This is a genomic window from Streptomyces sp. NPDC001568 (genome assembly GCF_042893755.1).
In the GTDB taxonomy this organism is placed as follows: Bacteria; Actinomycetota; Actinomycetes; order Streptomycetales; family Streptomycetaceae; genus Streptomyces.
Map to the genome: position 1 here is coordinate 15,520 of NZ_JBIAVF010000012.1, position 25,312 is coordinate 40,831.

Genomic DNA, 25,312 nt, shown 5'->3' on the forward strand with positions numbered 1-25,312 from the left:
AGAAAGCCGGACGTTGATGGAAAGTGCGGGGACGAATGCCGGACCCTCCTTGTAGGGTCCGGCGTAGGGTCTGATCTTGAGAGATCCCGAATCCCGGGGTCTCTCCACGTGAGCGTGCGAACCGAGCGGGGTGAGGTAGACATGGCGACCAAGGACACCGGCGGCGGACAGCAGAAGGCGACGCGCTCGACCGAGGAGGTCGAGGAGGCCGCGGTCGAGGAATCGACCGACCTCAAGGAGCGCCAGGAAAAGCTCTCCGACGACGTCGACTCCGTGCTCGACGAAATCGATGATGTGCTCGAGGAAAATGCCGAGGACTTCGTTCGGAGTTTCGTACAAAAAGGCGGCGAGTAGCCTTCGAATCCAAGGTGGTTCCGCGACTCTCGGTACGTGTCGAACGGAACCAAATGGTGTCGCGGCTTTGACCGCGACGTGCCCCTGAACGGCTTTGCCGCAGACCGTAACCGCGGCGACGGGCTTCAGCCCAGGTGCCGGGAGTGCGTGGCCGCTTACAGCGCTGCGCACTACCGTCGCCGGCAAGCGGCCTTGGGGAAGGTCGTGAAGGACAGAGTGGAAGTGCCACCGGGGTGGAAGCTCTGCCGTCAGTGCGGCGAGAGCAAGCCGCACAGTGAATGGCACAAGAACGGAACGGCCTCGGATGGCCTGTCGACGCGTTGCAAGGCGTGCAGGGCCATCCAGGGTCGAGCAGGCCACCTCAAGCGGTCCTATGGCATGACCGAGGCGCAACGTGACGAAATGATCGCAGGTCAGGGCGGCCTCTGCCTCATCTGCCTCAAGGCCCCGGCCGTTCATGTGGATCATTGCCACTCGACGGGTAGGGTCCGAGGCGTACTGTGCTTCAACTGCAACACGGCCATCGGCAAGTTGGGTGACGATCCCGACGCTGCTCGTCGGGTCGTCTCATACTTGGAGGGACACGAGTGGAAGCCAACAATCGTGGCACAGGGCGTCTACCGGCAGCCTTCCTGACGCCGGGGTCGTCGTCCTTCATGGACTTCCTGGGCGCGCACTCGCCCGACATGCTGCCGGGGAACCGCAAGCTCCCCGAGGGTGTCGTCGAGGCGCCGCACGGGACGACCATCGTGGCCACCACCTTCCCCGGCGGGGTCGTCCTCGCCGGTGACCGGCGGGCGACCATGGGGAACATGATCGCGCAGCGGGACATCGAGAAGGTGTTCCCGGCCGACGAGTACTCCGCGGTGGGCATCGCCGGCACGGCCGGCCTGGCCGTGGAGATGGTCAAGCTGTTCCAGCTGGAGCTGGAGCACTTCGAGAAGGTAGAGGGGACGACCCTCTCGCTGGAGGGCAAGGCCAACCGGCTGTCCACCATGATCCGGAGCAATCTGGGCATGGCGATGCAGGGGCTGGCCGTCGTTCCGCTGTTCGCCGGGTACGACGAGGCCAAGGAGAAGGGCCGCATCTTCTCCTACGACGTGACCGGCGGTCGCTCGGAGGAGCACGGTTACGCCGCCACCGGTTCGGGCTCGATCTTCGCCCGCGGTTCCATGAAGAAGCTCTACCGTCCGGACCTGACGGAGGAGCAGGCCACCACGCTGGTCGTGCAGGCGCTGTACGACGCCGCCGACGACGACTCGGCGACCGGTGGGCCGGACCTGTACCGCCACATCTACCCGATCGTCACCGTCATCACGGACGAGGGGTTCCGCAGGTTGACCGACGACGAGTCGCAGGAGCTCGCCCGTACGGTCACCAACCGTCGGCTGGAGCAGCCCGACGGCCCGCGCGCCGCCCTGCTCTGACCATCCGTCGCCCCGTAGGAGCCCAGAAGAAAGGGACGGACAGCCGGTGTCGACTCCGTTCTATGTGTCACCCCAGCAGGCCATGGCCGACCGGGCGGAATACGCCCGGAAGGGCATCGCCCGCGGTCGCAGCCTTGTCGTGCTGCAGTACGCCGACGGCATCGTGTTCGTCGGCGAGAACCCGTCCCGCGCGCTGCACAAGTTCAGCGAGATCTACGACCGGATCGGCTTCGCGGCCGCCGGTAAGTACAACGAGTACGAGAACCTGCGGATCGGTGGTGTGCGGTACGCGGATCTGCGCGGGTACACCTACGACCGTGACGACGTGACGGCCCGTGGGCTGGCGAACGTGTACGCGCAGACGCTCGGCACGATCTTTTCGAGTGCGGGTGAGAAGCCGTACGAGGTGGAGTTGGTCGTCGCGGAGGTGGGTGCGACGGCGGCGGGGGACCAGATCTACCGGTTGCCGCATGACGGTTCGATCGTGGACGAGCACGGTTCGGTCGCGGTCGGTGGCAATGCCGAGCAGATCAGTACGTTCCTCGATCAGCGGCACCGGGACGCGATGACGCTGTCGGAGGCGCTGAAGCTCGCGGTGCAGGCGTTGTCGAGTCAGGCGAACGGTGCCGACAAGACGATTCCGGCGGAGCGGCTGGAGGTCGCGGTGCTGGACCGGACGCGCGCGCAGCAGCGGAAGTTCAAGCGGATCCGGGGTCGGCAGCTGGCGCGGTTGCTGGAGGCTGATGTTCCGGCGGCGGCGCAGGCGGATGCGGTGTCGAACGACGAGGGGCCGGAGGAGGACGCCGAGTAGGGCGTTCGAGCTGGTCCGGTGGTGCGTGAGCCCCGGTGTGCCCGTGAGGGTGTGCCGGGGCTTCGTCGTGTTCCGGGCGGTTCAGGGGGTGGGGGCGGGGCCGGTGGAGTCGCGGACGACGAGGTGGACGGGGAGGTCGGGGGCGGTCCAGGGGGTGCCGTCGAGGACGGCGAGGAGGGCGGTCATGCCGTGTTCTCCGACGCGTTCGGCGGGGAGGGCGACGGTGGTGAGTTCGGGTTCGACGGCGGTGGCGAGGGCGAGGTCGTCGAAGCCGGTGACGGAGAGGTCCTCGGGGATGCGCAGGCCGAGGCGGCGGGCGGCCTTGCAGGCGCCGGCGGCGAGGATGTCGTCGTCGCAGACGATGGCGGTGGGGCGGGGGCCGGGGCCGGCGAGGGCGGTTTCGACGGCCCGGCGGCCGCCGTCGACGGTGAGGGGGGCTCTGACGGTGCGCAGTTCGGCGGTGGGGGTGAGGAGGGTGGTGAGGGCCCGGGCGCGGATGTGGAAGGTCCAGGAGTCGACGGCGGAGGCGAGGTGGAGGAAGCGGTGGTGGCCGTGGTGGAGGAGGTGGTCGGTGATCTGGCGCATGCCGTCGGCCATGGCGAGGTTGACGTGGGCGGCGGCGGGGGAGGCGGGGTCGCTGTCGAGCATGACGAGGGGGAGGTCGTCGCCGCCGATGGCGTCGAGGGCGGCGGCGGCCATGGAGGAGGCGATGACTCCGTCGAGGGCGGCGCGGGCGGAGGCGAAGGGGTCGCGGGCGGGGCCGGTGCCGTCGGGGGAGGGGTAGAGGACGACGCCGAAGCCGTGTTCGGCGGCGATGCGGGCGGCGCCGGTGTAGACGCGGGCGAAGAATTCGTTGGTGAGGGCGGGGACGACGAGGAGGGCGGTGCGGGTGCTGCCGAGGCGGAGGTTGCGGGCGGCGAGGTTGGGGCGGTAGCCGAGGGCGGTGGCGGTTTCGCGGACGAGTGCGGCGGTGCGTTCGGAGACGCGGCCGCGCCATTTGTCGCCGAGGACGAGGGAGACGGTGGCCTGGGAGACCCCGGCGGCGCCGGCGACGTCGCGGCTGGTGGGTCTCGTCACAGGTGGCTCCTGAAGTGCGAGGTGGGAAGGGGTGCGGGGGGTCCGTGGGGTGGACCGGGTGACTGCGGCCATGGTACGTATGACCTCGTCAAGTTATACGTATTACTCCGGCTGGGTCCGGGCAGAAGGGGGCGGACATGGCCGCGGGTTACGTGGAGCTGCTCAGGACCCGGCACGCCGCGAGGTTGTTGGTGGGCACGTTGGTGGGGCGGTTGCCGAACGGCATCGCCTCGATCGCGCTGGTGATGTTCGTGCGGGCGGAGGGGGGCAGCTACAGCCTGGCGGGGGCGTTGGCGGCGGCGTACGGGGTGGCGAACGCCATCGGTCAGCCGTTGCTGGGTCGTGCGGTGGACCTGTACGGGCAGCCGCGGGTGCAGTTGCCGGCCGCGGTGGTGTCGGCGCTGGGCATGGTGTGGCTGGCCTTCGCGGGGATCGGGACGGCGGCCGTCGCGTATGCGGCGGTGGTGGTGGCGGGGTTGTTCACGCCGCCGCTGGAGGGTGGTCTGCGGGCTCTTTGGCCGAGCGTGCTCGGTGGCAAGGAGGAGCGGGTGCACGCGGCGTACGCGATGGACGCGGTGGCGCAGGAGGTGATGTTCACGGTCGGGCCGTTGCTGGTGACGGTGTTCGTCTCGTTGTGGTCGCCGGCGGTGGCGTTGGTGGCGCTGAACGTACTGGGTGTGCTGGGTGCGCTGTCGGTGGTGGTGTCCGAGCCGTCGCGCGCGTGGCGTTCGGCGCCGCGGGAGGCGCACTGGTTGGGTGCGTTGCGCTCGCGGGGGCTGTTGGCGTTGCTGGGCGCGTTCTTCTTCGTGGGGACGGCGTTGGGGTCGATCACGGTGTCGGCGGTCGCCTATGCGGACGAGCACGGTGGCGCGGCGGTGTACGGCTGGATGATGGCGGCGCTGGGTCTGGGCGCGCTGGTGGGTGGCGTGACCTACGGTGCGCGGCAGTGGCCGGGGGCTCCGGAGCGGCGGTTGCAGCTGTTGGTGGCGTTGTTGGCGGTGTGTTACCTGCCCCTGATGTTGACGGTGGGGCCGGTGGCCATGACGGCGTTGGCGGCGTTGGCGGGTGTGTTCCTGGCGCCGGCGATCGCGTGTGCGTTCATCGTGGTGGACCGGCATGCTCCGGTGGGCACGGTGACGGAGGCGTTCTCGTGGTTGGTGACGTTCTTCGGGGTGGGGGCGGCGATGGGTACGGCGGCGGCCGGTCCGGCGGTGGAAGCGGGTGGGATCACGGCCGGTTTCGCGGTGGCGGGTGCGGCCGGGGTCGCGGCGCTGTTGGTGTTGACGGCCACTCAGCGGGTGCTGGCCTCGCCGGTGCGGGGTCGGGCGGTGGCGGTGGCGGTGTCGGCCGAGGGGGTCGGCGGGGGCGTCGTGGAGGGGGCGGAAGGGGCTTCTGCCGGGGGTCCGTCGGAGCCGTTCGTGAAAAACTGATCGGAACGCCGCTCTCGAACCCGGTTTCAGAAGAGGGCAGAAGGCGTAATGTTCAGTCATGGACCGCCGCATTTTCGGGCTGGAGAACGAGTACGGCGTCACGTGCACGTTCAGGGGACAGCGCCGACTGTCTCCTGACGAAGTGGCGCGCTACCTCTTCCGCCGTGTTGTGTCATGGGGCCGCAGCAGCAATGTCTTCCTGCGGAACGGCGCCCGCCTGTACCTCGACGTGGGTTCGCATCCGGAATATGCAACACCGGAATGCGACAACCTGATCGAACTGGTCACGCACGACAAGGCAGGCGAGCGGATTCTCGAAGGCCTGCTCGTCGACGCAGAACGTCGCCTGCACGAGGAGGGAATCGCGGGCGACGTCTACCTCTTCAAGAACAACACCGACTCGGCGGGCAATTCGTACGGTTGCCACGAGAACTACCTGGTGGCCCGGCACGGAGAATTCTCCCGCCTGGCGGACATCCTGATTCCCTTCCTCGTCACGCGCCAGCTGATCTGTGGTGCGGGCAAGGTGCTGCAGACTCCTCGGGGCGCGGTGTACTGCGTCAGTCAGCGGGCCGAGCACATCTGGGAGGGCGTCAGTTCCGCCACCACCCGTTCCCGGCCGATCATCAACACCCGTGACGAGCCGCATGCGGATGCCGAGCGTTATCGGCGTCTGCACGTGATCGTCGGGGACTCGAACATGTCCGAGACGACGATGCTCCTCAAGGTCGGTGCCACCGACCTGGTGCTGCGCATGATCGAGGCGGGCACCGTGATGCGGGACCTGACCCTGGAGAACCCGATCCGGGCGATCCGTGAGGTCAGCCATGACATCACCGGTCAGCGCAAGGTGCGGCTGGCCAGTGGTCGGGAGGCCTCGGCGCTGGAGATCCAGCGGGAGTACTACGAGAAGGCGCTGGACTTCGCGGAGCGCCGGGGGATCCGTACCGGGGTCGTGGAGCAGGTCCTGGAGTTGTGGGGTCGTACGCTCGACGCGATCGACGCGGAGGACCTGGATCGGATCGGCACGGAGATCGACTGGGTGATGAAGTACCAGTTGATCGAGCGGTACCGGGCCAAGCACAACATGACCATGTCCAACCCGAGGGTCGCGCAGATAGACCTCGCCTACCACGACATCCATCGGCGGCGGGGGCTGTACTACCTGCTGGAGCGCAAGGGGCAGGCGGCGCGGATCTGCAACGACCTGAAGATCTTCGAGGGCAAGTCGGTGCCCCCGCAGACGACTCGGGCGAGGTTGCGCGGTGACTTCATCCGTCGGGCGCAGGAGCAGCGCCGGGACTTCACGGTGGACTGGGTGCACCTGAAGCTCAATGACCAGGCGCAGCGCACGGTGCTGTGCAAGGACCCGTTCCGTTCGGTCGATGACCGGGTGGAGAAGCTGATCGCAGGGATGTAGCAGAAGTAAAGTGTGACATCTCACTGATCTTGGCCAGGGCCCCGTACGGATCTCGTACGGGGCCCTCGTCACGGCTTAGAGTGGCGGGCGACCGCCAGCCGTCTGAGATCTGAGGAACACGTGCGCCGACTTGCCGGCCTTCTTGTCGTACCGATGCTGCTGCTCACCACGGCGGCCTGCGGGGACGACAGCGGCTCCGACTCCGCCGAGACCACGAACGGGGTGCCCGCGATCACGAAGGGCGCCAAGTTCGGGGAGACCCCGACCCTGGCCCAGGGCAAGGGCACGCCTCCCAAGGAACTGAAGGTGGAGGTCATCAGCGAGGGCAAGGGCCCGGTGCTGAAGAAGGGTGACATCGCCCAGGTCAACTACTCCGGCCAGGTGTGGGACGGCAAGGAGCCGTTCGACGCCAGCTTCGGCAAGGGCAAGACCTTCGACGTGAACATCGGCGCGGGCGCCGTCATCAAGGGCTGGGACCAGGGCCTGGAGGGCCAGAAGGTCGGCAGCCGCATCGAGCTGGTGATTCCCCCGGAGCTCGGCTACGGGGCCCAGGGCTCGGGCGAGAAGATCAAGCCGAACGCCACGCTGGTGTTCGTCGTGGACATCGTCAAGGGCGCCACCGTCCCGGCCTCGGCCAAGGGCAAGGAAGTCGCGCAGGAGAACAAGGACCTGCCGAAGGTCGGTACCAACACGGACGGCAAGGAAGTCTCCGTGACCGTCCCGAAGGACACCGAGCCGCCGGCGAAGCTGGTCTCGAACTACGTGATCGAGGGCGACGGTCCGGTGGTCAAGGACACCGACAGCGTCGTCGTCAAGTTCAACGGCAAGACGTGGAAGGACGACAAGTCCTTCGAAAGCACGTACACCACCGACTCGTCGGTGACCTGGCCGATGTCCGAGCTCTCGGTCAAGGGTCTGAAGGAAGGCCTGCTGGGCAAGAAGACCGGCAGCCGGATCCTGCTCGTCATCCCGCCGGCCGAGGGCTTCGGCGACAAGGAGCAGGGGACCATCCCGGCCAATTCGACGCTGGTCTTCAGCCTCGACATCCTCGCGGTGATGTAAGACTGTTCCGGTTGACCGGTTCGTACGCATGAGGAGCAGTTCCGTGAGCGACAAGCTCGAAAAGCCCGAGATCGACTTCCCCGAGGGCGAGGTCCCCAAGGACCTCGTGTCCAAGGACATCTGGCTGGGCGACGGCGCCGAGGCCAAGGCCGGCGACCTGGTCTCCGTCCACTACGTGGGTGTGGCCTTCTCCACCGGCGAGGAGTTCGACGCCTCCTGGAACCGCGGTTCCGCGCTGCAGTTCAAGCTCGGTGTCGGCCAGGTCATCCCGGGCTGGGACCAGGGCGTCCAGGGCATGAAGGTCGGCGGCCGTCGCAAGCTGACGATCCCCGCGCACCTCGCCTACGGCGACCGCGGCGCGGGCAACGCGATCGCCCCGGGCGAGGCGCTGATCTTCGTCTGCGACCTGGTCAAGGTCGGCTGATCCGGGCTTCCGTGATCCGAGCAGGGGCCCCCGCCGTCAGGCGGGGGCCCTCGCTTTTGTCCGGGCCCGCCGGGACGGTACGGTCAACGGTCACGGGTGTGTGCGGAAAACGGGGGGACGGCATCGATGGCGATCGCCAAGGCCGAGCGGCTGATGAATCTGGCGCTGTGTCTGCTGGGGACCCGTCGTCCCCTCAGCAAGCGCGAGCTGCGCGGCTCCATCGAGGCCTACCTGGAGGCGGGCAACGACGAGTCCTTCAACCGCATGTTCGAACGCGACAAGGACGATCTGCGTGAACTCGGCCTCGTCATCGAGACGGTGGAGAACATCGAGGGCGAGATCGGTTACCTCGCCCGCCGGGACAGCAACCGACTGCCGCCCGTCTCCCTGGACGCCGAGGAGGCCGCGGCCCTCGGGCTCGCCGCCAAGGTCTGGCAGCAGGCCCGTCTCGCGGGCGCGGCCAGTGGGGCCCTGCAGAAGCTGCGCGCGGGCGGGATGCCGGAGGCCGGCGATCCGTACGAGGGCCAGCACAGCGCCATCGAGCCGCGCATCCCCGTTCACGAGGCGGCCTTCGAGCCGCTGATGCTGGCCTGCCGGGACCGGCGTCCCGTGGTCTTCGAGTACCGCAGGTCCAACGCCGCCCGCCCCGAGCCGCGTCAGGTCGAGCCGTGGGCGCTGGAGTGCTGGCGCGGCCACTGGTACCTGGCCGGCTACGACCGCGACCGCGGCGCGGAGCGGGTGTTCCGGCTCTCCCGGATCACCGGCAAGGTCCGCTCCCGGGCCGGTAAGTACACCGCCGAGGTGCCCGACGTGGTGACCGTGCGGGAGACCGTGGCGAGCTGGGCCGGTGAGGGGGCCGAGCGGTCCGCGCTGATCCGGCTGCGGGTCGGCGCCGGATACCCGCTGCGGGCCAAGGCCACCGCGGTCCGCGAGGGCGGGGACGGTTGGGACGAACTGGAGATCCCCTACGGTCACGGTCTCGACGCCTGGCTCGTGGAGTTCGGACCGGACGTGGTCGTGGTGGAGCCCGCGGACCTGCGCGCCGACGTGGTGGACCGACTGCGGGCCGTCGCCCGGGGCTGAGCGCGACCGCAGTGGTCCCGAGCCCGGAACATCGCTAGCAACGCCCTGAGGGGGAGACGTACCAGCATGGCTGCCAACGCCATCGACCAGACCCGCCGGATGCTGTCCCTGGTGACCTACCTGCGCGAGCGCCCCGGGGCGCACGTCGCCGACGTCGCCCGCGCCTTCGGGATCACCGAGGACGAGCTGATCTCGGACCTCGACGTGCTGCCCATGTGCGGGACCAGTTTCCGCGGCGGCGACCTGCTCGACATCGACACCGACGGGGAGCGCATCTGGTGGCGCAACCCCGACGCCTCGGGGGAGTCCACCGCCGAGCCCCTGCGGCTCGCCGCCGACGAGGCGACGGCGCTGCTGGTCGCGGCCCGCGCCGTGGCCACCCTGCCGGGGCTGCGCGAGAGCGACCGCGACGCCCTGCTGCGGGCCACCGCCAAGCTGGAGGCCGCCGCCGGCGAGGCGGCGGGCGCCAGCTCCCGGCTGTCGGTGACCTTCGAGTCCGAGGGCGGGGTCTTCGCGGACGTCGACCGGGCCATCGCCGAGCGCCGCCGGCTGTGGCTGCGCTACTACTCGCCCGCGCGGGACGAACTGACCGAGCGCGTCGTCGACCCGATCCGCCTGTTCGCCGTCGGGCACACCTACCTGGAGGGGTGGTGCCACCTCTCGGAGGCCCGCCGCACCTTCCGGCTGGACCGGGTGGCGGAGATCCGGCTCCTCGACGAACGTTCCGAGCCGCCCGCGATCGAGCCGCGGGACCTGTCGGTGGGGCTGGTCCAGCCCGCCGCCGAGGACCCGGAGGTGGTGGTCGACGTCGGCCCCGGCGGGCGCTGGGTCGCCGAGTACTACCCGCACGACAGCGCCGAGGAGCAGCCCGACGGCGGCCTGCGGATCACCCTGCGCAGCCCCGACCCGGCCTCGCTGCGCCGTCTCGCGCTGCGCCTGGGCCGCGACGGGCGGATCGTGTCGCCGCCCGACCTGGCGCACAGCGCCCGCAAGGCCGCGGCGGAGGCCCTCGCCGGGTACGGGGAACAGGTCTAGGGAGCGGGGGAGCGATGGCGGCAACATCTGGACCCGCGACCGGACCCGCGACGGGCCGGACCTCCGGTGCGCCGGAGCCTGCCGGCGGCGCCGGGGGCGGGCCGGTCACCTTCAAGGCCGCCTGCCCCGAGTGTCGAGCGTGCTTCGAGCTCGCGGCCGGCGCGCTGCGGCTGGCCATCGGCGGCAGCAGGCGCACCACCTTCTACTCCTTCACCTGTCCCGAGTGCGCCGCGCAGGTCCGCAAACCCGCCGGTGAGCGCATCGTGGAGCTGCTGACCGGCGGCGGGGTGAGCACGCTGCGCAGCGTGCGGGGCAGGGGATAGGCTCCTCCCATGCTGTGGCCGATGCTCGCAATTGCCCTGGGCTTCCTCGGGGTGGCCGTCCTGTCCGTACTGGCCGTACGGGTCTTCGTCGAGGTCCGGCGGCTCGCCGGTCGGGTGGACGAGGCCAGTAGGCGGATCACCGAGGCCTCGGGCGATCTGGAGCGGGCCGCCGCCGATCTGGCGCGGGCGGGCGGAGCGGCCCGGCCGTAGTCCGAGGTCCGTGCGGCGCCCGGGTGCGGGCAAACCTTGGACCGGTGGCCCGATTCCGGGGCCCGCACACCCATGGAAAAGGCGCTGTGGGAGCCGTACCGTCTGAGTCGCGCACCAGCGCGGATACCCCCGGGGATTGCCGGGCGTTAACCCTCGGGGGTTACGATCGATGTCAGAGCGGTAGCGGATCTTGATCCGGTAATCCGCCGAGGCCACCACAACCAGCCGTTTCGGTGAGAAGGAAGACACACATGATCGGCAATCTGAAGCCCCTTGAGATCCTTCTGATCATCGCTGTCATCGTGCTGCTGTTCGGCGCCAAGAAGCTCCCCGAGATGGCTCGCTCGCTGGGCAAGTCGGCCCGCATCCTCAAGAGCGAGGCCAAGGCCATGAAGAAGGACGGCGAGGCCGAGGACGCGGCCACCGCCGCCACGGTCGCCGACCCGGCCCAGCAGCCGACCACGGCCCCGCGCACCATCCAGGCCGCCCCCGGTGACGTCACCAGCGCCCGCCCCGTCAGCGAGCCCAACCACACCGCCAAGAGCTGACACCGGCGGTCACCACCGCCACGCCAGTCATCTGCAACGAGACAAGGGACGTGGGTTGCTCAAGTCTGCCCGCAAGCAGGAGAAAGCGGACAAGGACGCCGAAGGGCGGATGCCTCTTGTCGAGCACCTGCGTGAGCTGAGAAACCGTCTGCTGAAGTCGGTCCTGGCGATCCTCGTGATCACCGTGGTGGCGGCCTTCTTCTACAAGGACCTCATCGACTTCATGCTGAAGCCGATGCTGGACTCCGTCGGCTGTACCGACGGCGTCGTCTCGCAGCGCAACGGTCGCCCCTGCGCCGACATGACCGTCAACGGCCTCATCGCGCCGTTCTCGATCGCCCTCAAGGTCTCCCTGATGGCCGGTGTGGTGCTCTCCGCCCCGGTGTGGCTCTACCAGCTGTGGGCGTTCACCGCCCCCGGCCTGCACAGCCACGAGAAGAAGTACGCGACGAGCTTCGTCGCGATCGGCGCGCCCCTGTTCGGCGCCGGTGCGGTCCTCGCGTACAAGATCCTTCCGCAGACCGCCACGATCCTCCTCGAATTCACCCCCGATCACGCGCGCAACCTGCTGCCGGTCGACGACTACCTCGACCTGGTCACGCGCATGGTCATCGTCTTCGGTCTGGCCTTCGAGCTGCCGCTGCTGCTGATCCTGCTGAACTTCACCGGGGTCCTCACCGGCAAGCGGCTGGCGAGCTGGTGGCGGGCCATGGTCCTCGGCATCACCGTCTTCGCGGCCTTCGCGACCCCGACGGGTGACCCGCTCACCATGCTGTCGCTGGCCGCCCCCATCGTCACCCTCTACTTCGTCGCGCTCGCCGTCTGCCTCGTCAACGACCGCCGGCGCGCCCGCAACAACCCCGACGCGGGCCTCGACGACGACGAGGCCGCGGAGCTGGACCTCACACCGGCGCCCATCGGCGCGATGGAACCGGTCGCCGCCCCGTCCACGCTGCCCGAACAGGCCGACGGCGGACGCCGGCGGATCAACGGTTACGACGACGCGACCTGACGGGTAGATTCCGTCGGGTGACCGCCGAGATCACCCTCTTCGTCAATCCCACCGCCGGACGCGGCCGGGGCGCGCGGGCCGCGCAGCCGGCCGCTTCCGCGCTCCGGGCGGCCGGCCACGTCGTGCGGACCGTCGTCGGCACCGACGCCGCGGACGCGCTGTTCCGGCTGCGCGCCGCAGTCCGCGGCGGCACCGGCGCGGTGATCGCGGTCGGCGGCGACGGGATGGTCTCCCTCGCCCTCCAGGCCCTGGCCGGCACGGACGTCCCCCTCGGGGTGGTCGCCGCCGGCACCGGCAACGACTTCGCCCGCGCGCTCGACCTGCCCGTACGGGAGCCCGCGCGGGCGGCGCGGCAGGCCGCCGAAGCCCTCAAGGAGGGCCGGATCCGCGACGTCGACCTCGGGCGCGCCCGCGGCGGCTGGTTCGGGACCGTGCTGTGCTCCGGCTTCGACTCGCGGGTCAACGACCGCGGCAACCGGATCCGGCTGCCGCTCGGCCGGTTCCGCTACGACCTGGCCATCGCCCTGGAACTGGCCGCCTTCCGGCCCGTGCCGTACCGGATCACCCTCGACGACGGTCCGCCCATCGAGACCGAGGCCGCGCTGGTCGCCGTCGGCAACGGATCCTCGTACGGCGGCGGGATGCGCATCTGCGCGGACGCCCTTCCCGACGACGGGCTCTTCGACGTCATCGTCGTCGGGGACTGCGACCGCCGGACCCTGCTGCGGGTGTTCCCGCAGGTCTACAAGGGCACGCACCTCGACCATCCGAAGGTGAGCGTCCACCGGGCCGCGAAGGTCACCCTGGAGGCGGCCGGACTCGGCGCGTACGCGGACGGCGAGCCGCTCGGACCCCTTCCGGTGAGCGCCGAGTGCGTTCCCGGAGCCCTGCGACTGCTCGCGTAAATGATCGCGACTGTTGTCGGAGGCGACGGGTAGGCTCGATAGCAAGATGACCGAAGAACTCTCTCCCGCCGAGCGGTACGCCGCTGCCCGGATCCGCGCCGCCGAAGAGGCCACCTCACTGGCACCCTTCCGCGAGATGTACGAATTCGACCTGGATCCTTACCAGGTCGAGGCCTGCAAGGCACTGGAGGCGGGCAAGGGCGTCCTGGTGGCCGCCCCGACCGGCTCGGGCAAGACCATCGTCGGCGAGTTCGCCGTGCACCTGGCGCTCCAACAGGGCCGCAAGTGCTTCTACACGACGCCCATCAAGGCCCTGTCGAACCAGAAGTACGCCGACCTCGTCAAGCGCTACGGCGCCACCAAGGTGGGCCTGCTGACGGGCGACAACAGCGTCAACTCCGACGCGCCCGTGGTGGTGATGACCACCGAGGTGCTCCGCAACATGTTGTACGCGGGCTCGAAGTCGCTGCTGGGTCTGGGCTACGTCGTGATGGACGAGGTGCACTACCTCTCCGACCGGTTCCGCGGCGCGGTCTGGGAGGAAGTGATCATCCACCTCCCCGAGTCGGTGACCCTCGTCTCGCTGTCCGCGACCGTCTCCAACGCCGAGGAGTTCGGCGACTGGCTCGACACCGTGCGCGGCGACACCGAGGTCATCGTCTCCGAGGAGCGGCCCGTACCGCTGTGGCAGCACGTCATGGCCGGTCGCCGCGTCTACGACCTCTTCGAGGAGGAGTCCGACCACGGAGGCCGCGGCTCCGCCCGCCGCGAGGTCAACCCCGACCTGCTGCGGATGGCCCGCGAGGAGAACAGCCGCACCTACAGCCCCAAGGACCGGCGGCGCGGCAAGATGGTCCGCGAGGCCGACCGCGAGCGCGAACGCCGCTCCCGCAGCCGGATCTGGACGCCCGCCCGCCCCGAGGTGATCGGCCGGCTGGAGAACGACAACCTGCTGCCCGCCATCAACTTCATCTTCAGCAGGGCCGGTTGCGAGGCCGCCGTCCAGCAGTGTCTGTACGCGGGGCTGCGACTCAACGAGGACTCCGCGCGACTGAAGGTCCGTCAGATCGTCGAGGAGCGGACCGCTTCCATTCCCACCGAGGACCTGCACGTCCTCGGCTACTACGAGTGGCTCGAAGGCTTGGAGCGGGGCATCGCCGCGCACCACGCGGGCATGCTGCCCACCTTCAAGGAGGTCGTCGAGGAACTGTTCGTACGCGGGCTCGTCAAGGCCGTCTTCGCCACCGAGACCCTCGCGCTCGGCATCAACATGCCCGCGCGCACGGTCATCCTGGAGAAGCTCGTCAAGTGGAACGGCGAGCAGCACGCCGACATCACCCCCGGCGAGTACACGCAGCTGACCGGCCGGGCCGGGCGGCGCGGCATCGACGTCGAGGGCCACGCGGTGGTGCTGTGGCAGCGCGGCATGGACCCGGTGGCGCTGGCCGGCCTCGCCGGTACCCGTACCTATCCGCTGCGCTCCAGCTTCAAGCCCTCCTACAACATGGCGGTCAACCTGGTCAGCCAGTTCGGGCGGCACCGCTCGCGCGAGCTGCTGGAAACCTCCTTCGCGCAGTTCCAGGCCGACCGTTCCGTCGTCGGCATCTCCAAGCAGGTGCAGCGCAACGAGGAGGGCCTGGAGGGCTACCAGGAGGGCATGACCTGTCACCTCGGCGACTTCGAGGAGTACGCGGGGCTGCGCCGTGACCTCAAGGACCGGGAGAACGACCTGGCCAAGCAGGGCGCGGCGCAGCGCCGGGTGCAGGCGGCCGGTTCCCTGGAGCGGCTCAAGCCGGGCGACGTCATCCACGTGCCGACCGGCAAGTTCGCCGGGCTGGCGCTCGTCCTGGACCCGGGCGTGCCGGCCGGGCGGGTCAACGGGCACCGCGGGCACGAGTACACCGAGGGGCCGCGCCCGCTCGTCCTCACCGTCGAGCGGCAGGTCAAGCGGCTCGCCGCGATCGACTTCCCGGTCCCGGTCGAGGCCATCGACCGGATGCGGATCCCGAAGACGTTCAACCCGCGTTCGCCGCAGTCCCGCAGGGACCTGGCGTCCGCGCTGCGCGCCAAGGCCGGCCACCACGCCCCCGAACGCCACCGGCCGGGCCGGGCCGCGGCGGCCGACGACCGGGAGATCACCCGGCTGCGCGCCGCGCTGCGGGCCCACCCCTGCCACGGCTGCGACGAGCGCGAGGACCACGCCCGTTGGGCGGAGCGCTACCACCGGCTCAAGCGCGACACCCAGCAGTTGGAGCGGCGCATCGAGGGTCGGACGAACACCATCGCCCGCACCTTCGACCGGATCCACGCGCTGCTCACCGAGCTGGACTACCTGCGCGAGGACGAGGTCACCGTGCACGGCAAGCGGCTGGCCCGGCTCTACGGCGAGCTCGACCTGCTGGCCTCGGAGTGCCTGCGCGAAGGAGTGTGGGAAGGCCTGAGCCCGGCCGAGCTGGCCGCCTGCGTATCGGCGTTGGTCTTCGAGTCGCGCCAGTCCGACGACGCGGTGGCCCCGAAGGTGCCGGGCGGCGCGGCGAAGGCGGCGCTGGGCGAGATGGTCCGCATCTGGGGCCGGCTCGACGCGCTGGAGGAGGAGCACCGCATCAACCAGACGGAGGGCGTGGGCCAGCGCGAGCCGGACCTCGGCTTCGCGTGGGCGGCGTACCAGTGGGCCTCCGACAAGAGCCTGGACGAGGTGCTGCGCGAGGCGGAGATGCCGGCCGGTGACTTCGTCCGCTGGTGCAAGCAGGTCATCGACGTCCTGGGGCAGATCGCGGCGGCGGCGCCGTCGTCCTCCGCTCCGCCGTCCTCGGCCGGCGGGAGCACGGTGGCGCGAAATGCCCGTAAGGCCGTGGACGGGCTACTTCGGGGTGTAGTGGCCTACAGCTCGGTCGGCTAGCCGCTTTTGGGGCTTCCTCCTAAACCCGTCCTGGCCGGATCTCATCTCTTGCCATGATCGATTCGCCGTGTCCTGTGCGACGATCGGCGCATGAGTGCGGGAACGGACGAAGGACCGAGACGGGTCGGTCGGCCACGTGCCGATCAGCTGAGACCGGATACCGGCCGGCCGCCGCGCGAGGAGCTCCTGTGCGCGGCGGCCGAGCTGTTCACGGCGCGCGGGTACGGGGCCACCACCACGCGGGCGGTGGCCGAACGGGCCGGAATGCGCCAGGCGACGATGTACCACTACTTCAGCGGCAAGGAGGAACTCCTGGCCGAACTCCTGGAGTCCACGGTCGCACCCTCGCTGGCGCTGTCCCGGCGGCTGCTGGGCGAGACCGGCCGGCCGGCCGCGCGGCGGCTGTGGGAGCTGTGCCGCTCCGACGTCCTGCTGCTGTGCGGGGGTCCGTACAACCTGGGCGCCCTCTACCTGCTCCCCGAACTGCGGGGTTCGCGCTTCGGGCAGTTCCGGCGGATGCGGGCCGAACTGCGCGACACCTACCGGACCTTGCTCAAGGGAACGTCCGTCGGCACCGAACTGGCCGGGGACAAGGCCGGACTGACGCTGCGCAACGACCTCGTCTTCGGACTGATCGAGGGCGTCATGCTGATCCACCGCTCCGACCCGGCCCGTCAGCCCGCCGCGTTCGCCGAGGCCGCGGCCGACGCCGCGCTGCGCATCGCCGGCGTGGCCGAGTCGGGCCAGGACCTGGTCACAGGGGCGTCGGGCCCGCTTCCCAGCCGGGTCGGTCGTCCCAGGCGCGGAGGGTGAGGCCGGTCTCCAAGCGGTGGACCAGGCCCGTCACCGGGTCGGTGAAGGCGAGGGTCCGGGCCAGCAACTGGAGCGGGCGGCGGAAGTCGGTCGGGTCGACGGGCTCGGCGACCACCGGATAGACCGGGTCGCCGAGGATGGGCAGGCCGAGGGAGTTCATGTGCACCCGCAGCTGGTGGGTGCGGCCGGTGTGCGGGGTGAGCCGGTAGCGGCCCAGGCCGTCGCGGACGTCGGTCAGTTCGATCAGGCTCTCGGCATTGGGCTCCGCCCCCGGGACCTCGCCGGCCGCCATGACGCCGCGGACCTTCTCGATGTGGCTGCGGACCGTGCGGGGCAGCTCCACCGCCGGGTCGTGGACCGCGAGGGCCTCGTACTCCTTGCGGACCAGCCGGTCCTGGAACAGCGACTGGTAGGCGCCGCGGTCCTGCGGACGGATGCTGAACATCACCAGGCCCGCCGTCATCCGGTCCAGCCGGTGCGCCGGGCTCAGGGTCGGCAGGTCCAGTTCCACGCGCAGGCGGGCCAGGGCGGTCTGGAAGACGTGGCTGCCGCGCGGGGTGGTCGCCAGGAAGTGCGGCTTGTCCACCACCAACAGGTGTTCGTCCCGGTGGACGACGCGGATCGGGAAGGGCACGAGCGGCTCGGCGGGCATGTCCCGGTGGTAGAAGATCCAGCCGCCCGGCTCGTACGGGTCCGCCGGACGCAGCACCCGCCCGCCCGGGCCCACGACCCGGCCCGCCGAGAGCAGCCGCGCCATCGACTCGGCGCCGCGGGTGCCCGCGTAGCGTTCGGTCAGGTACGCGCCGAGGCTCGTCCACCTGCCCTCCGGGTCGGGAGGAAGCCGCAGCCGGACCGGGTCGATGCCGGAGAGCTGGGGCAGGGGTGAGGGCGGTACGTGGGATCTGCGGGTCATCACGGACCAGGGTAGGCGGCTACCGCTGGGTGAAGGTGCCCAGGTGGTTCTCGTCCAGGTACTCGACGCGGACGGTGCCGTCGGTGAAGGTGACCCCGGTGCGGCCGACGGCGTTCTCGCCGGAGGTCACGAAGCTGAAGGTGTCCCCGTCGTAGTGGGTCAGCGGGAAGCGCTTCGGGCCGGGGCCGAGGGAGAGGGTCAGGCCCTTGCCGTCGCCCTGCTGCTCGCCGTCGGCGGTGATGGTGAGCGGGCCGTAGAACGGGTTGGTGTACGTGCCGGTGTACGCGTCGGCGTCGCGGGCGGGGCGGGCGCCGGCCGGCGGCTGCGCGTAGTCGGTGCGGGAGCGGTTCGCGTTCTCCGCCTGCGCGTACAGGGAGGCGGTCAGCGCCAACCAGTCGGTGGTCGGCCCGCCGTGTTCGGCGGTGTCGAAGAAGTCCAGGGCGACGGCGTCGGCGAGTCCGACGGGGGCGCCGTTGGTCAGGACGACGATGCCGAGCTGCTCCAGGGGGAGCAGGGTGACGTTGGAGTTGGCGCCGAGGTCGAAGGCCCCGGAGTGGCTCAGGCGCAGCCGGCCGGCCTGGTCGTAGCCGACGTTCCAGCCGAGGCCGTAGAACTGCGGGGTGCCCTGGGGGGTCTCGGCCTGGGCGACGATCTCGGGCAGGTGGGTGCGGGCGAGGGTGTCGGCGGGGATGACGCGCTTGCCGTCGAGGGTGCCGCCGGAGAGTTGGAGGCGCAGCCAGCGGGCCATGTCGCGGGCCGTGGAGCTGACCCCGCCGGCCGGGGCCTGGGCATCGGCGTCCCGGACGAAGCGGGGACTCCAGGTGCCGTCCGGGTTCTTGACGTGGCCGTACGCGCGGTCGGGTGCGTTCGCGTACGCGGCGAACTCGGTGCTGGTACGGGTCATCCCGGCGGGCCGGAACAGGGTGTCCTCGCTGAGCTTCTGCCAGCTGGTGCCGCGGTCGCGGGCGATGGCCTCGGCAGCGGCGGTCAGGCCGAAGTTGGTGTAGGCGTAGCTCGCGCGGAAGGGGGTCAGGGGCTCGAAGCGGAGGTGGTCCAGGATGTACGGCTGCTCGTAGCCGAGGTCCTCCAGGAGGTCCCCGGCGTGGTCGGGGAGGCCGCTGCGGTGCGAGAACAGGTCGGCGGGGGAGACGTGGGCGCTGACCCAGGGGTCCTTGAGGGCGAAGCCGGGCAGGGTCGGGCCCAGGGGCCGGTCCCAGGCGTCGGGGGAGGTGAGGGCGCCGGCGACGACGGTGGAGGAGATCGGCTTCGAGAGGGAGGCGAGCTGGAAGACGGTGTCGGGGTCGACGGCGGCGCCCTCGCCGGTCCTGCGGACGCCGTAGCCCTGGAGGTGGACCACCTTGTCGCGGTGGACCACGACCACCGAGACGCCGGGCACGCCGGTGCTGCGCATGCCGTCGCGGACCGTCTTGTCGAGGCGGGCCAGCGCGGTCGAGACGTCGGCGTCGGTGAGGAGCGGCTTGGGGGGTGGGGGCGGCGTCGGGGCCGCCTGCGCCGCCGCCGCGGAACCCGTCGCGACGAGGAGCAACGCGGCTCCGGCCAGCCCGGCCGCGCGGAGCGTACGCATGGGGACATTGTCCCGCCGAACGGGCGACCCCGCCCTCCGACGGCTGCGGGGGGCGGGGTGGGGTGACTCGGGGTGGGGAAAGGTTCCCTCAGGCGGCGGCTCGGGGGCGCAGATCCTGTTCGGCCTCCACGCCGGCGTTCCAGTCCCGCTTGATCGCGCGCCAGCCCTCGTCCGTCTCGCCCAGACGCCAGTAGCCCGAGATCGACAGGCGCTCCCGGGGGACGCCCCGGTCCAGGCGCAGGTGTCGGCGGAGCTCCTTCACGAAGCCCGCCTCGCCGTGGACGAAGGCGTGCACGTCGCCCGGGGGGAACGCGAAGGAGGTGATCGCCTCCACGAGGGCAGCGCCCACCGGGCGGTCGCCGCGGTGCAGCCACACCGGAACGACCCCGTCCGGGGTGGCGAACTTCTGCTCGTCGGCCGGGCCGTCGATCTCCACGAAGGCGTGGACCCGCGCGCCCGCCGGCATCCGCTCCATCGCGGCCGCGATGGCCGGCAGGGCGCTCTCGTCACCGGCCAGGAGGTGCCAGCCGGCCGTCGGGTCGGGTGCGTACGCCCCGCCGGGGCCGAGGAAGTGGACCAGTTCGCCGGGCTGGACGCGGGCCGCCCACGGGCCGGCCAGGCCCTCGTCGCCGTGGACGACGAAGTCCAGGGTCAGTTCCAGGTGCGCCGGGTCCCAGTGCCGGACCGTGTACGCGCGCTGGCGCGGCCAGAACTCGCGGTGGTGCGCGGAGCGGATCCGTTCCAGGTCCCAGGGCTCCGCATAGCGCACGCCCTCGGGTGCGAACAGCAGTTTCACGTAATGGTCGGTGTACACACCCGCATCGAAGCCCGACAGCCCGTCACCGCCCAGCACGATCCGGACCATGTGCGGCGTGAGCCGCTCGGTGCGTACGACCACTGCGGTGCCGACAGTGCGGGCGCGTCCTTCTGCCACGGCGTCTCCCTGAACTCCCCTGAAACTTAGGATTACCTAAGTTAGCACCTCATGCGAGCAGTGCGCTGCTCAGGCGCGAGATCGCTCCGCCGAGACCCCACCGATGGGCGAGCGCGTCGACGACCTCGGGCTGCGCGGGAACCCTTGGTAGCGCCGGGTCGAAGGGGGGAAGCGGGACGTCCGAGGCCACCTGGACGACCTTCGGCGCCACCGCCAGATACGGCCGGGATTCATCGAGCCGCTTACGCTGTGTGGGGGTCAATTTCGACTTCGGGTCGTCGATCGCGGCGATGATTCCGGCCAGGTCCCCGTAGGCGTCCAGCAGCTTGGCGGCGGTCTTCTCGCCGACACCGGGAACGCCCGGCAGTCCGTCGCTCGGGTCGCCGCGCAGCAGGGCCAGATCCGCGTAGCCGGCGCCGTCCACACCGTACTTCTCGCGCAGCCAGGCCTCGTCGGTCAGTTGGAGCATCCCGACGCCCTTGAGCGGGTACAGGACGCGGCGCCGCCGTGCGTCGTCGACCAGTTGGTAGAGGTCCCGGTCGCCGGTGACGATGTCCACCGGGCCGGTCGCGCGGGCGGTGAGCGTGCCGATCACGTCGTCCGCCTCGTACCCGGCGACGCCCACGCGGGCGATGCCGAACGCGTCGAGTGCCGCCTCGATGATCGGCACCTGGGGGGCGAGGGTGTCCGGGGTCTCCTCCACGTCGGGGCCGGATTCCGTTTCCCGCGCGACGCGGTGCGCCTTGTAGGAGGGGATCAGTTCCACCCGCCAGTGGGGCCGCCAGTCGGCGTCCATGCAGGCCACCAGGTCGTCGGGGTGGTGGTCCTGGACCAGTCGGCCGATGAAGTCCAGCAGCCCGCGGACGGCGTTGACCGGGGTGCCGTCGGGGGCCTTCACGGAGTCCGGAACGCCGAAGTAGGCGCGGTAGTAGAGGGAAGCGGTGTCGAGGAGCATCAGGCGTCGTGTCGTCACGCAGACGATGATGCCGCACCCGGCCCGGCGGCCCGCGGGTCACCCGGGGTGATCGTTTCATCACTCCAACAGTTGTCCCGCCGCGCGCGTCCGCGATCTTTCCCGGAGGGTGTGACCACTGGCAGGACGTTCTGCCCGCCCGGCCCCCCGTACGAGGAGTTTCGGACGCCCATGCCTGTCGCCACCGCTCTCCCGGCCGTGCGCGCGGCCGTCGCCGCCGCCTTCGCCGTCCCCGGCTCCACCGCGTGCTGCCGCCGCGTCACCCCGATGTCGTGGAGCGGGAGTTGGGTGCCGGGGCGGTTCGCCCGCTGACGGGAACGCCTGCCCTCGGCGCCGTGCGGGCCCGCCCGTCCGTCCGCCCGTCCGCCTGTTCGTCCGCCTGTCGGTCCGCCTGCTCTTCCGTCGGTTCAGGCGTCCGCACGTCCGCCCTGCGCCCGTCGCGTCGGTCCGTCGGGGCGCGGGTGTCGTTCCTCCGAGGCGCCACCGCCGTCGCGTCTCTTCGCCGTCCCTCTCCGTCGTCACTCACCCAGGAGCCCTCATGGACGCCGCCCCGCCCCTCGGCCCCGCCCGCAGATCCGTCCTGGTGGCCGGAACCGCCACCGCCGCGCTGACCGCGTGCCCCTGGGCCGCCGCGGCGGCCGTCCCCGCCGGTGAGGTGCCCGCCGCCGTGCCCGCCGGCCGGGCCGCGGGCGCGGGCGCGGCGGCCGGCGCACTGCCGCTGCGCGGCGACCGCGACACCCAGGGCGACATCCTGGCCGGTTCCCGCAAGGACCACGCCTGCCTGCTGCTCCTGCACTTCCGCGGCGCGGCCCTGGCCCGCCGCTGGCTCGGCCGGCTGTTGCCCGAGATCTCCACCACCGAGGAGATGGCCCGTTTCAACGCCGCCTTCAGCGCCGCCCGGGTGAAGTCGGGCGGTACCGACCCGGCCTCCCTGTCGGCGCTGTGGACGAGCTTCTCCCTCACCCACTCCGGCCTGCGCCTGCTCGCCGGGCGCGACCCCTTCCCGGCCCTGCCCGCCGGGGGCACCGCCGAGGCGTTCACCCAGGGCGCCGCCCGCCGCGCCGAGGCCCTCGGGGACACCGGCGCCGGCGCCCCCGACTCCTGGCTGTTCGGCGCCGAGGAACCCGGCCGGGCCGTCCACGCCGTCCTCGGCCTGGCCGCCGACGAACCCGGCCGGCTCGCCGAGGCCGTCGCCCGGCACCGGGACGCCGTGCGGGCGGTCGGCGGAACGGTCGTGTTCCGGCAGGACGGGGCGACCCTGACCGGGGCCCTGCGCGGTCACGAGCACTTCGGGTTCGCCGACGGGATCAGCCAGCCCGGCGTACGGGGCTTCGACGAGCCCGACCCGGCCGGCGCGACCACCGTGCTCGGCAAGCCCGGCACCCGGATCGTGCCCGCCGGGGAGTTCCTCGTGGGGCAGGAGAAGGTGGGTCAGCGGCCCGCCGGTCTGCCCGCCTGGGCCACCGGGGGTTCCTTCCAGGTGGTCCGCAGGCTGGCCCAGGACGTGCCCGGCTGGTGGGAGCAGGCCGGAGAACGGCTCGCGGAACTGAAGAAGGGCGGTGTCGCGCCGCCCGAGGCGACCCCGACCTGGCTCGCCGCCCGGCTGGTGGGCCGCTGGCCCGGCGGCACCCCCATCGCGGGCTGCCCCGCCGCCGAGAAGCCCGGCCCGCCCGGACGCGACCCCGACGCGGACCTCACCTACGGGGACGACCCGCAGGGCTGGCGCACCCCGCTCTTCGCGCACATCCGCAAGGGCAACCCGCGCGACGGCCTCGTCACCGTCCCCGGCCGACCCCCGCTGGGCGCCGCCGAACTCGACGGGCGCCGCATCATCCGCCGCGGCATCCCGTACGGGCCCGCCTACGACCCCGCGGCGCCGCAGGGTGCCGCGGGTGGCGCGGACACCCCGCGGGGCCTGCTGTTCATCGGCTACCAGGCCGACCTCGTCCAGCAGTTCGAGTTCGTCGCCAAGCGGTGGATCAACGACGTCGACTTCCCGCCCGGCCGCAACCCCCGCGTCGGCGCCGACCCCGTGCTCGGCCCCGATTCGCCGGTCGCCTTCGAGACGCCCTCCGACAGCGGCGGCCGGGCCACCACCCTCACGTTCGCCCGCTTCGTCCGCACGGAGGGCGCCCTCTACGCCTTCACCCCCTCCCTCACCACCCTGCGCCGGCTCGCCGACGGCCGCCTCGACGCCTCCATCGAGGTCCACCCCGGCACCGTCCTGCGCTCCGGGGACGTCCTCGACGCGGGCGACGCCCGCCTCGCGTTCGGCTCCGACGGCGACCTCGTCCTGCTGGACCGCGACGGCGGCCGACCCTGGCGCGCGGACACCGCCGGCGCCGGCCGGGACGCGTTCTTCTCCCGCGACGGCGAGCTGAGCGTGCGCGACGACGCCGCCCGCACGGTGTGGAGCAGCGGCACCGCCGGCCACCCCGGAGCCCGGCTGCTGGTCCGGCCGGAGGGAGACGTCGTGATCGTCGACGGCGACCGCGTGCTGTGGCGGGCCCCCGGCGGCCACCCGGAGTGACCGGGAGGATACGGGATGCCGCCCGGGGCGGGGTCCGGTACGCCCTTGCACGCGAATCCGGGGTCGGTTGCTGCGTAAGGTGCTTACAGCACACCGATGTGCGACGAGGACAGGGGAGGGCAGCCCCGAAATGAACGACAAGGAAGACGGAAACATCGCGGACGGCACGGGCGGCAGGGACTGCGAGAACGGTCCCGCCGCCGGAAGCGACAAGGAGAAGGACTCCAAGGAACCGCTGCGGGTGGGAGTGGCCGTCCGCAAGCGGCGCCGTGCCCTGCACCTGACCCTCGCCGCCGTGTCGGCGCGCAGCGGTCTGTCGGTGCCCTTCCTGAGTCAGATAGAGAACGAGCGGGCCCGCCCCAGCATGCGGTCCCTGGAACGGGTCGCCGATGCCCTGGAGACCACCGCGGTCGAGCTGCTGGCCGCCTCCGACACCGCGCGCACCGTGGACCTCGTACGGGCCGGCGACGAATCGGCCCTCACCCCGGTGGCCGGCGTCCGGCCGCTCGTGCGCGGGCACCACCAGCTGCACGCGCTGGAGTTCACCGGGGAGCAGGACGCCGGACGCGAGTACCAGCACCGCAACGACGAGCTGATGTACGTGGTCTCCGGTGCCTGCCAGGTGGAGGCCGAGGGGCGGGCGTACCGGCTGGAGAGCGGCGACGCCCTGTTCCTGTCGGGCGGCGTGCGCCACCGCTGGCGGGCCACGGGCGAGGACACCCGGATCCTGGTCGTCGCGGTCGGCGACCACATCCACGCCACGTCCGAGCCCCCGTCGCCGGGGCACTGACCCCGTGCGCGTCGTCTCGCTCGTGCCGTCGCTGACCGAGGCGGTCGCGGTGAGCGCTCCCGGCCTGCTGGTCGGCGTCACCGACTGGTGCACGCACCCGGCGGACCTCGGGGGCGCCGTACGGATCGGCGGGACGAAGAACCCGGACGTACGGGCCGTGCTGGAGCTGCGCCCGGACCTGGTCATCGCCAACGAGGAGGAGAACCGGGCCCCCGACCTGGCGGCGCTGCGCGAGGCCGGGGCGCAGGTGCTGGTCACCGAGGTACGGGACCTCCCGCAGGCGCTGTCCGAACTGGACCGGGTCCTGGTGGGGGCGTTGGGCCTGGAGCGTCCCGGGTGGCTGGCGGACGCCGGGGAGGCCTGGGCGCGGGCGGAGCCGGTGGGCGAGCTCACCGCGTTCGTGCCGATCTGGCGGCGGCCCTGGATGGTACTGGGCCGGGACACCTTCGCCGGGGACCTGTTGGCCCGCCTCGGGGTGCGCAACGTGTACGCCGGCCACCCCGAGCGGTATCCGAAGGTGGCTCCGGCGGAGGCGGCCGGGCTCGGCTGCGACCTGGTGGTGCTGCCCGACGAGCCCTACCGGTTCACCGCCGACGACGGACCCGAGGCCTTCCCCGGACTGCCCGCCGCGCTGGTCGGCGGGCGCCACCTGACCTGGTACGGGCCTTCGCTGGCAGAGGCTCCGGCGGTCCTGGCGGCGGCCCTGCGGGCGGCTCTGAGCTGAGCGACGGCCCCGGTCGTACGGGGGCCGAGC

Annotated in this window: 26 protein-coding genes; 21 read left to right on the plus strand and 5 right to left on the minus strand. The window is 71.5% G+C overall.

Annotation, left to right across the window (positions count from 1 at the left end; translation table 11 throughout):
• Positions 1-141: 141 nt before the first annotated feature.
• From ACFY0I_RS22345 to prcA, 4 genes are all read left to right on the plus strand, one after another.
• On the plus strand, positions 142-354 hold the full coding sequence (locus ACFY0I_RS22345; RefSeq protein ID WP_030233608.1) for a ubiquitin-like protein Pup: 213 nt from the start codon (positions 142-144) through the stop codon (positions 352-354).
• A 402-nt stretch (positions 355-756) separates the two neighbouring features.
• Positions 757-990 carry an endonuclease VII domain-containing protein gene (locus ACFY0I_RS22350; protein ID WP_388899155.1) on the plus strand — a complete coding sequence of 78 codons (234 nt, stop codon included), beginning with the start codon at positions 757-759 and terminating at the stop codon, positions 988-990.
• Complete coding sequence (gene prcB / locus ACFY0I_RS22355) at positions 942-1,781, plus strand: proteasome subunit beta (RefSeq protein ID WP_388898530.1); 840 nt, start codon at positions 942-944, stop codon at positions 1,779-1,781. The genes ACFY0I_RS22350 and prcB overlap by 49 nt, the downstream gene beginning before the upstream one ends.
• A gap of 46 nt (positions 1,782-1,827) precedes the next feature.
• Positions 1,828-2,592 carry a proteasome subunit alpha gene (gene prcA, locus ACFY0I_RS22360; RefSeq protein ID WP_362882551.1) on the plus strand — a complete coding sequence of 255 codons (765 nt, stop codon included), beginning with the start codon at positions 1,828-1,830 and terminating at the stop codon, positions 2,590-2,592.
• A gap of 81 nt (positions 2,593-2,673) precedes the next feature.
• Here prcA and ACFY0I_RS22365 read toward each other — a convergent pair whose 3' ends face one another.
• Positions 2,674-3,669: a LacI family DNA-binding transcriptional regulator gene (locus tag ACFY0I_RS22365; protein ID WP_388898533.1), complete on the minus strand. Its 996-nt coding sequence runs from the start codon at positions 3,667-3,669 to the stop codon at positions 2,674-2,676.
• A 137-nt stretch (positions 3,670-3,806) separates the two neighbouring features.
• Here ACFY0I_RS22365 and ACFY0I_RS22370 point away from each other — a divergent pair, with 137 nt between their 5' ends.
• The 13 genes from ACFY0I_RS22370 (at position 3,807) to ACFY0I_RS22430 (ending at position 16,833) form a co-directional block, all read left to right on the plus strand.
• The gene (locus ACFY0I_RS22370) at positions 3,807-5,099 is read left to right on the plus strand and encodes an MFS transporter (RefSeq protein WP_388898536.1); all 1,293 of its coding nucleotides are present in this window, start codon (positions 3,807-3,809) and stop codon (positions 5,097-5,099) included.
• Positions 5,100-5,157: 58 nt separating this feature from the next.
• Positions 5,158-6,519, plus strand: a complete 1,362-nt coding sequence (gene pafA / locus ACFY0I_RS22375) for a Pup--protein ligase (RefSeq protein ID WP_281206880.1) — start codon at positions 5,158-5,160, stop codon at positions 6,517-6,519.
• 120 nt (positions 6,520-6,639) lie between these two features.
• Positions 6,640-7,581: an FKBP-type peptidyl-prolyl cis-trans isomerase gene (locus ACFY0I_RS22380; protein WP_388898540.1), complete on the plus strand. Its 942-nt coding sequence runs from the start codon at positions 6,640-6,642 to the stop codon at positions 7,579-7,581.
• Positions 7,582-7,609: 28 nt separating this feature from the next.
• A complete protein-coding gene (locus ACFY0I_RS22385; RefSeq protein ID WP_388898543.1) occupies positions 7,610-8,005 on the plus strand; it encodes an FKBP-type peptidyl-prolyl cis-trans isomerase in 396 nt (131 codons plus the stop codon).
• A gap of 126 nt (positions 8,006-8,131) precedes the next feature.
• On the plus strand, positions 8,132-9,088 hold the full coding sequence (locus ACFY0I_RS22390; RefSeq protein WP_388898546.1) for a helix-turn-helix transcriptional regulator: 957 nt from the start codon (positions 8,132-8,134) through the stop codon (positions 9,086-9,088).
• A gap of 66 nt (positions 9,089-9,154) precedes the next feature.
• On the plus strand, positions 9,155-10,123 hold the full coding sequence (locus ACFY0I_RS22395; protein ID WP_388898549.1) for a helix-turn-helix transcriptional regulator: 969 nt from the start codon (positions 9,155-9,157) through the stop codon (positions 10,121-10,123).
• A 14-nt stretch (positions 10,124-10,137) separates the two neighbouring features.
• Positions 10,138-10,446, plus strand: a complete 309-nt coding sequence (locus ACFY0I_RS22400; RefSeq protein WP_388898551.1) for a hypothetical protein — start codon at positions 10,138-10,140, stop codon at positions 10,444-10,446.
• A gap of 9 nt (positions 10,447-10,455) precedes the next feature.
• A complete protein-coding gene (locus ACFY0I_RS22405; protein WP_388898554.1) occupies positions 10,456-10,656 on the plus strand; it encodes a hypothetical protein in 201 nt (66 codons plus the stop codon).
• Positions 10,657-10,907: 251 nt separating this feature from the next.
• Positions 10,908-11,204 carry a Sec-independent protein translocase subunit TatA gene (gene tatA, locus ACFY0I_RS22410; RefSeq protein WP_388898557.1) on the plus strand — a complete coding sequence of 99 codons (297 nt, stop codon included), beginning with the start codon at positions 10,908-10,910 and terminating at the stop codon, positions 11,202-11,204.
• Positions 11,205-11,259: 55 nt separating this feature from the next.
• Positions 11,260-12,216 carry a twin-arginine translocase subunit TatC gene (gene tatC, locus ACFY0I_RS22415; RefSeq protein WP_388898560.1) on the plus strand — a complete coding sequence of 319 codons (957 nt, stop codon included), beginning with the start codon at positions 11,260-11,262 and terminating at the stop codon, positions 12,214-12,216.
• A 17-nt stretch (positions 12,217-12,233) separates the two neighbouring features.
• Positions 12,234-13,121 carry a diacylglycerol kinase gene (locus tag ACFY0I_RS22420; protein ID WP_388898562.1) on the plus strand — a complete coding sequence of 296 codons (888 nt, stop codon included), beginning with the start codon at positions 12,234-12,236 and terminating at the stop codon, positions 13,119-13,121.
• Between the two features lie 46 nt (positions 13,122-13,167).
• A complete protein-coding gene (locus ACFY0I_RS22425) occupies positions 13,168-16,020 on the plus strand; it encodes a DEAD/DEAH box helicase (RefSeq protein ID WP_388898565.1) in 2,853 nt (950 codons plus the stop codon).
• A 90-nt stretch (positions 16,021-16,110) separates the two neighbouring features.
• A complete protein-coding gene (locus tag ACFY0I_RS22430) occupies positions 16,111-16,833 on the plus strand; it encodes a helix-turn-helix domain-containing protein (protein WP_388898568.1) in 723 nt (240 codons plus the stop codon).
• On the opposite strand, the gene ACFY0I_RS22435 is transcribed toward ACFY0I_RS22430, so the two are convergent.
• The 4 genes from ACFY0I_RS22435 to ACFY0I_RS22450 form a co-directional block, all read right to left on the minus strand.
• Positions 16,775-17,746, minus strand: coding sequence for a pseudouridine synthase (locus ACFY0I_RS22435; RefSeq protein WP_388898571.1), 972 nt, complete (start codon positions 17,744-17,746; stop codon positions 16,775-16,777). The two genes, ACFY0I_RS22430 and ACFY0I_RS22435, sit on opposite strands and share 59 nt — an antisense overlap.
• A 19-nt stretch (positions 17,747-17,765) precedes the next feature.
• Positions 17,766-19,331 (minus strand): serine hydrolase, encoded by a 1,566-nt coding sequence (locus ACFY0I_RS22440; protein WP_388898574.1) that lies wholly within the window; start codon positions 19,329-19,331, stop codon positions 17,766-17,768.
• Positions 19,332-19,419: 88 nt separating this feature from the next.
• Complete coding sequence (locus ACFY0I_RS22445; protein ID WP_388898577.1) at positions 19,420-20,265, minus strand: siderophore-interacting protein; 846 nt, start codon at positions 20,263-20,265, stop codon at positions 19,420-19,422.
• 49 nt (positions 20,266-20,314) lie between these two features.
• Complete coding sequence (locus tag ACFY0I_RS22450) at positions 20,315-21,220, minus strand: 5'-3' exonuclease H3TH domain-containing protein (RefSeq protein WP_388899158.1); 906 nt, start codon at positions 21,218-21,220, stop codon at positions 20,315-20,317.
• 189 nt (positions 21,221-21,409) lie between these two features.
• Between ACFY0I_RS22450 and ACFY0I_RS22455 the strand changes: the two genes are divergently transcribed.
• The 4 genes from ACFY0I_RS22455 (at position 21,410) to ACFY0I_RS22470 (ending at position 25,282) form a co-directional block, all read left to right on the plus strand.
• Positions 21,410-21,550 (plus strand): hypothetical protein, encoded by a 141-nt coding sequence (locus ACFY0I_RS22455; RefSeq protein ID WP_388898580.1) that lies wholly within the window; start codon positions 21,410-21,412, stop codon positions 21,548-21,550.
• 226 nt (positions 21,551-21,776) lie between these two features.
• Positions 21,777-23,768, plus strand: coding sequence for a peroxidase (locus ACFY0I_RS22460; RefSeq protein WP_388898583.1), 1,992 nt, complete (start codon positions 21,777-21,779; stop codon positions 23,766-23,768).
• Between the two features lie 130 nt (positions 23,769-23,898).
• Complete coding sequence (locus ACFY0I_RS22465; RefSeq protein ID WP_388898586.1) at positions 23,899-24,558, plus strand: helix-turn-helix domain-containing protein; 660 nt, start codon at positions 23,899-23,901, stop codon at positions 24,556-24,558.
• 4 nt (positions 24,559-24,562) lie between these two features.
• Positions 24,563-25,282: a helical backbone metal receptor gene (locus ACFY0I_RS22470; protein ID WP_388898589.1), complete on the plus strand. Its 720-nt coding sequence runs from the start codon at positions 24,563-24,565 to the stop codon at positions 25,280-25,282.
• Positions 25,283-25,312 lie beyond the last annotated feature (30 nt).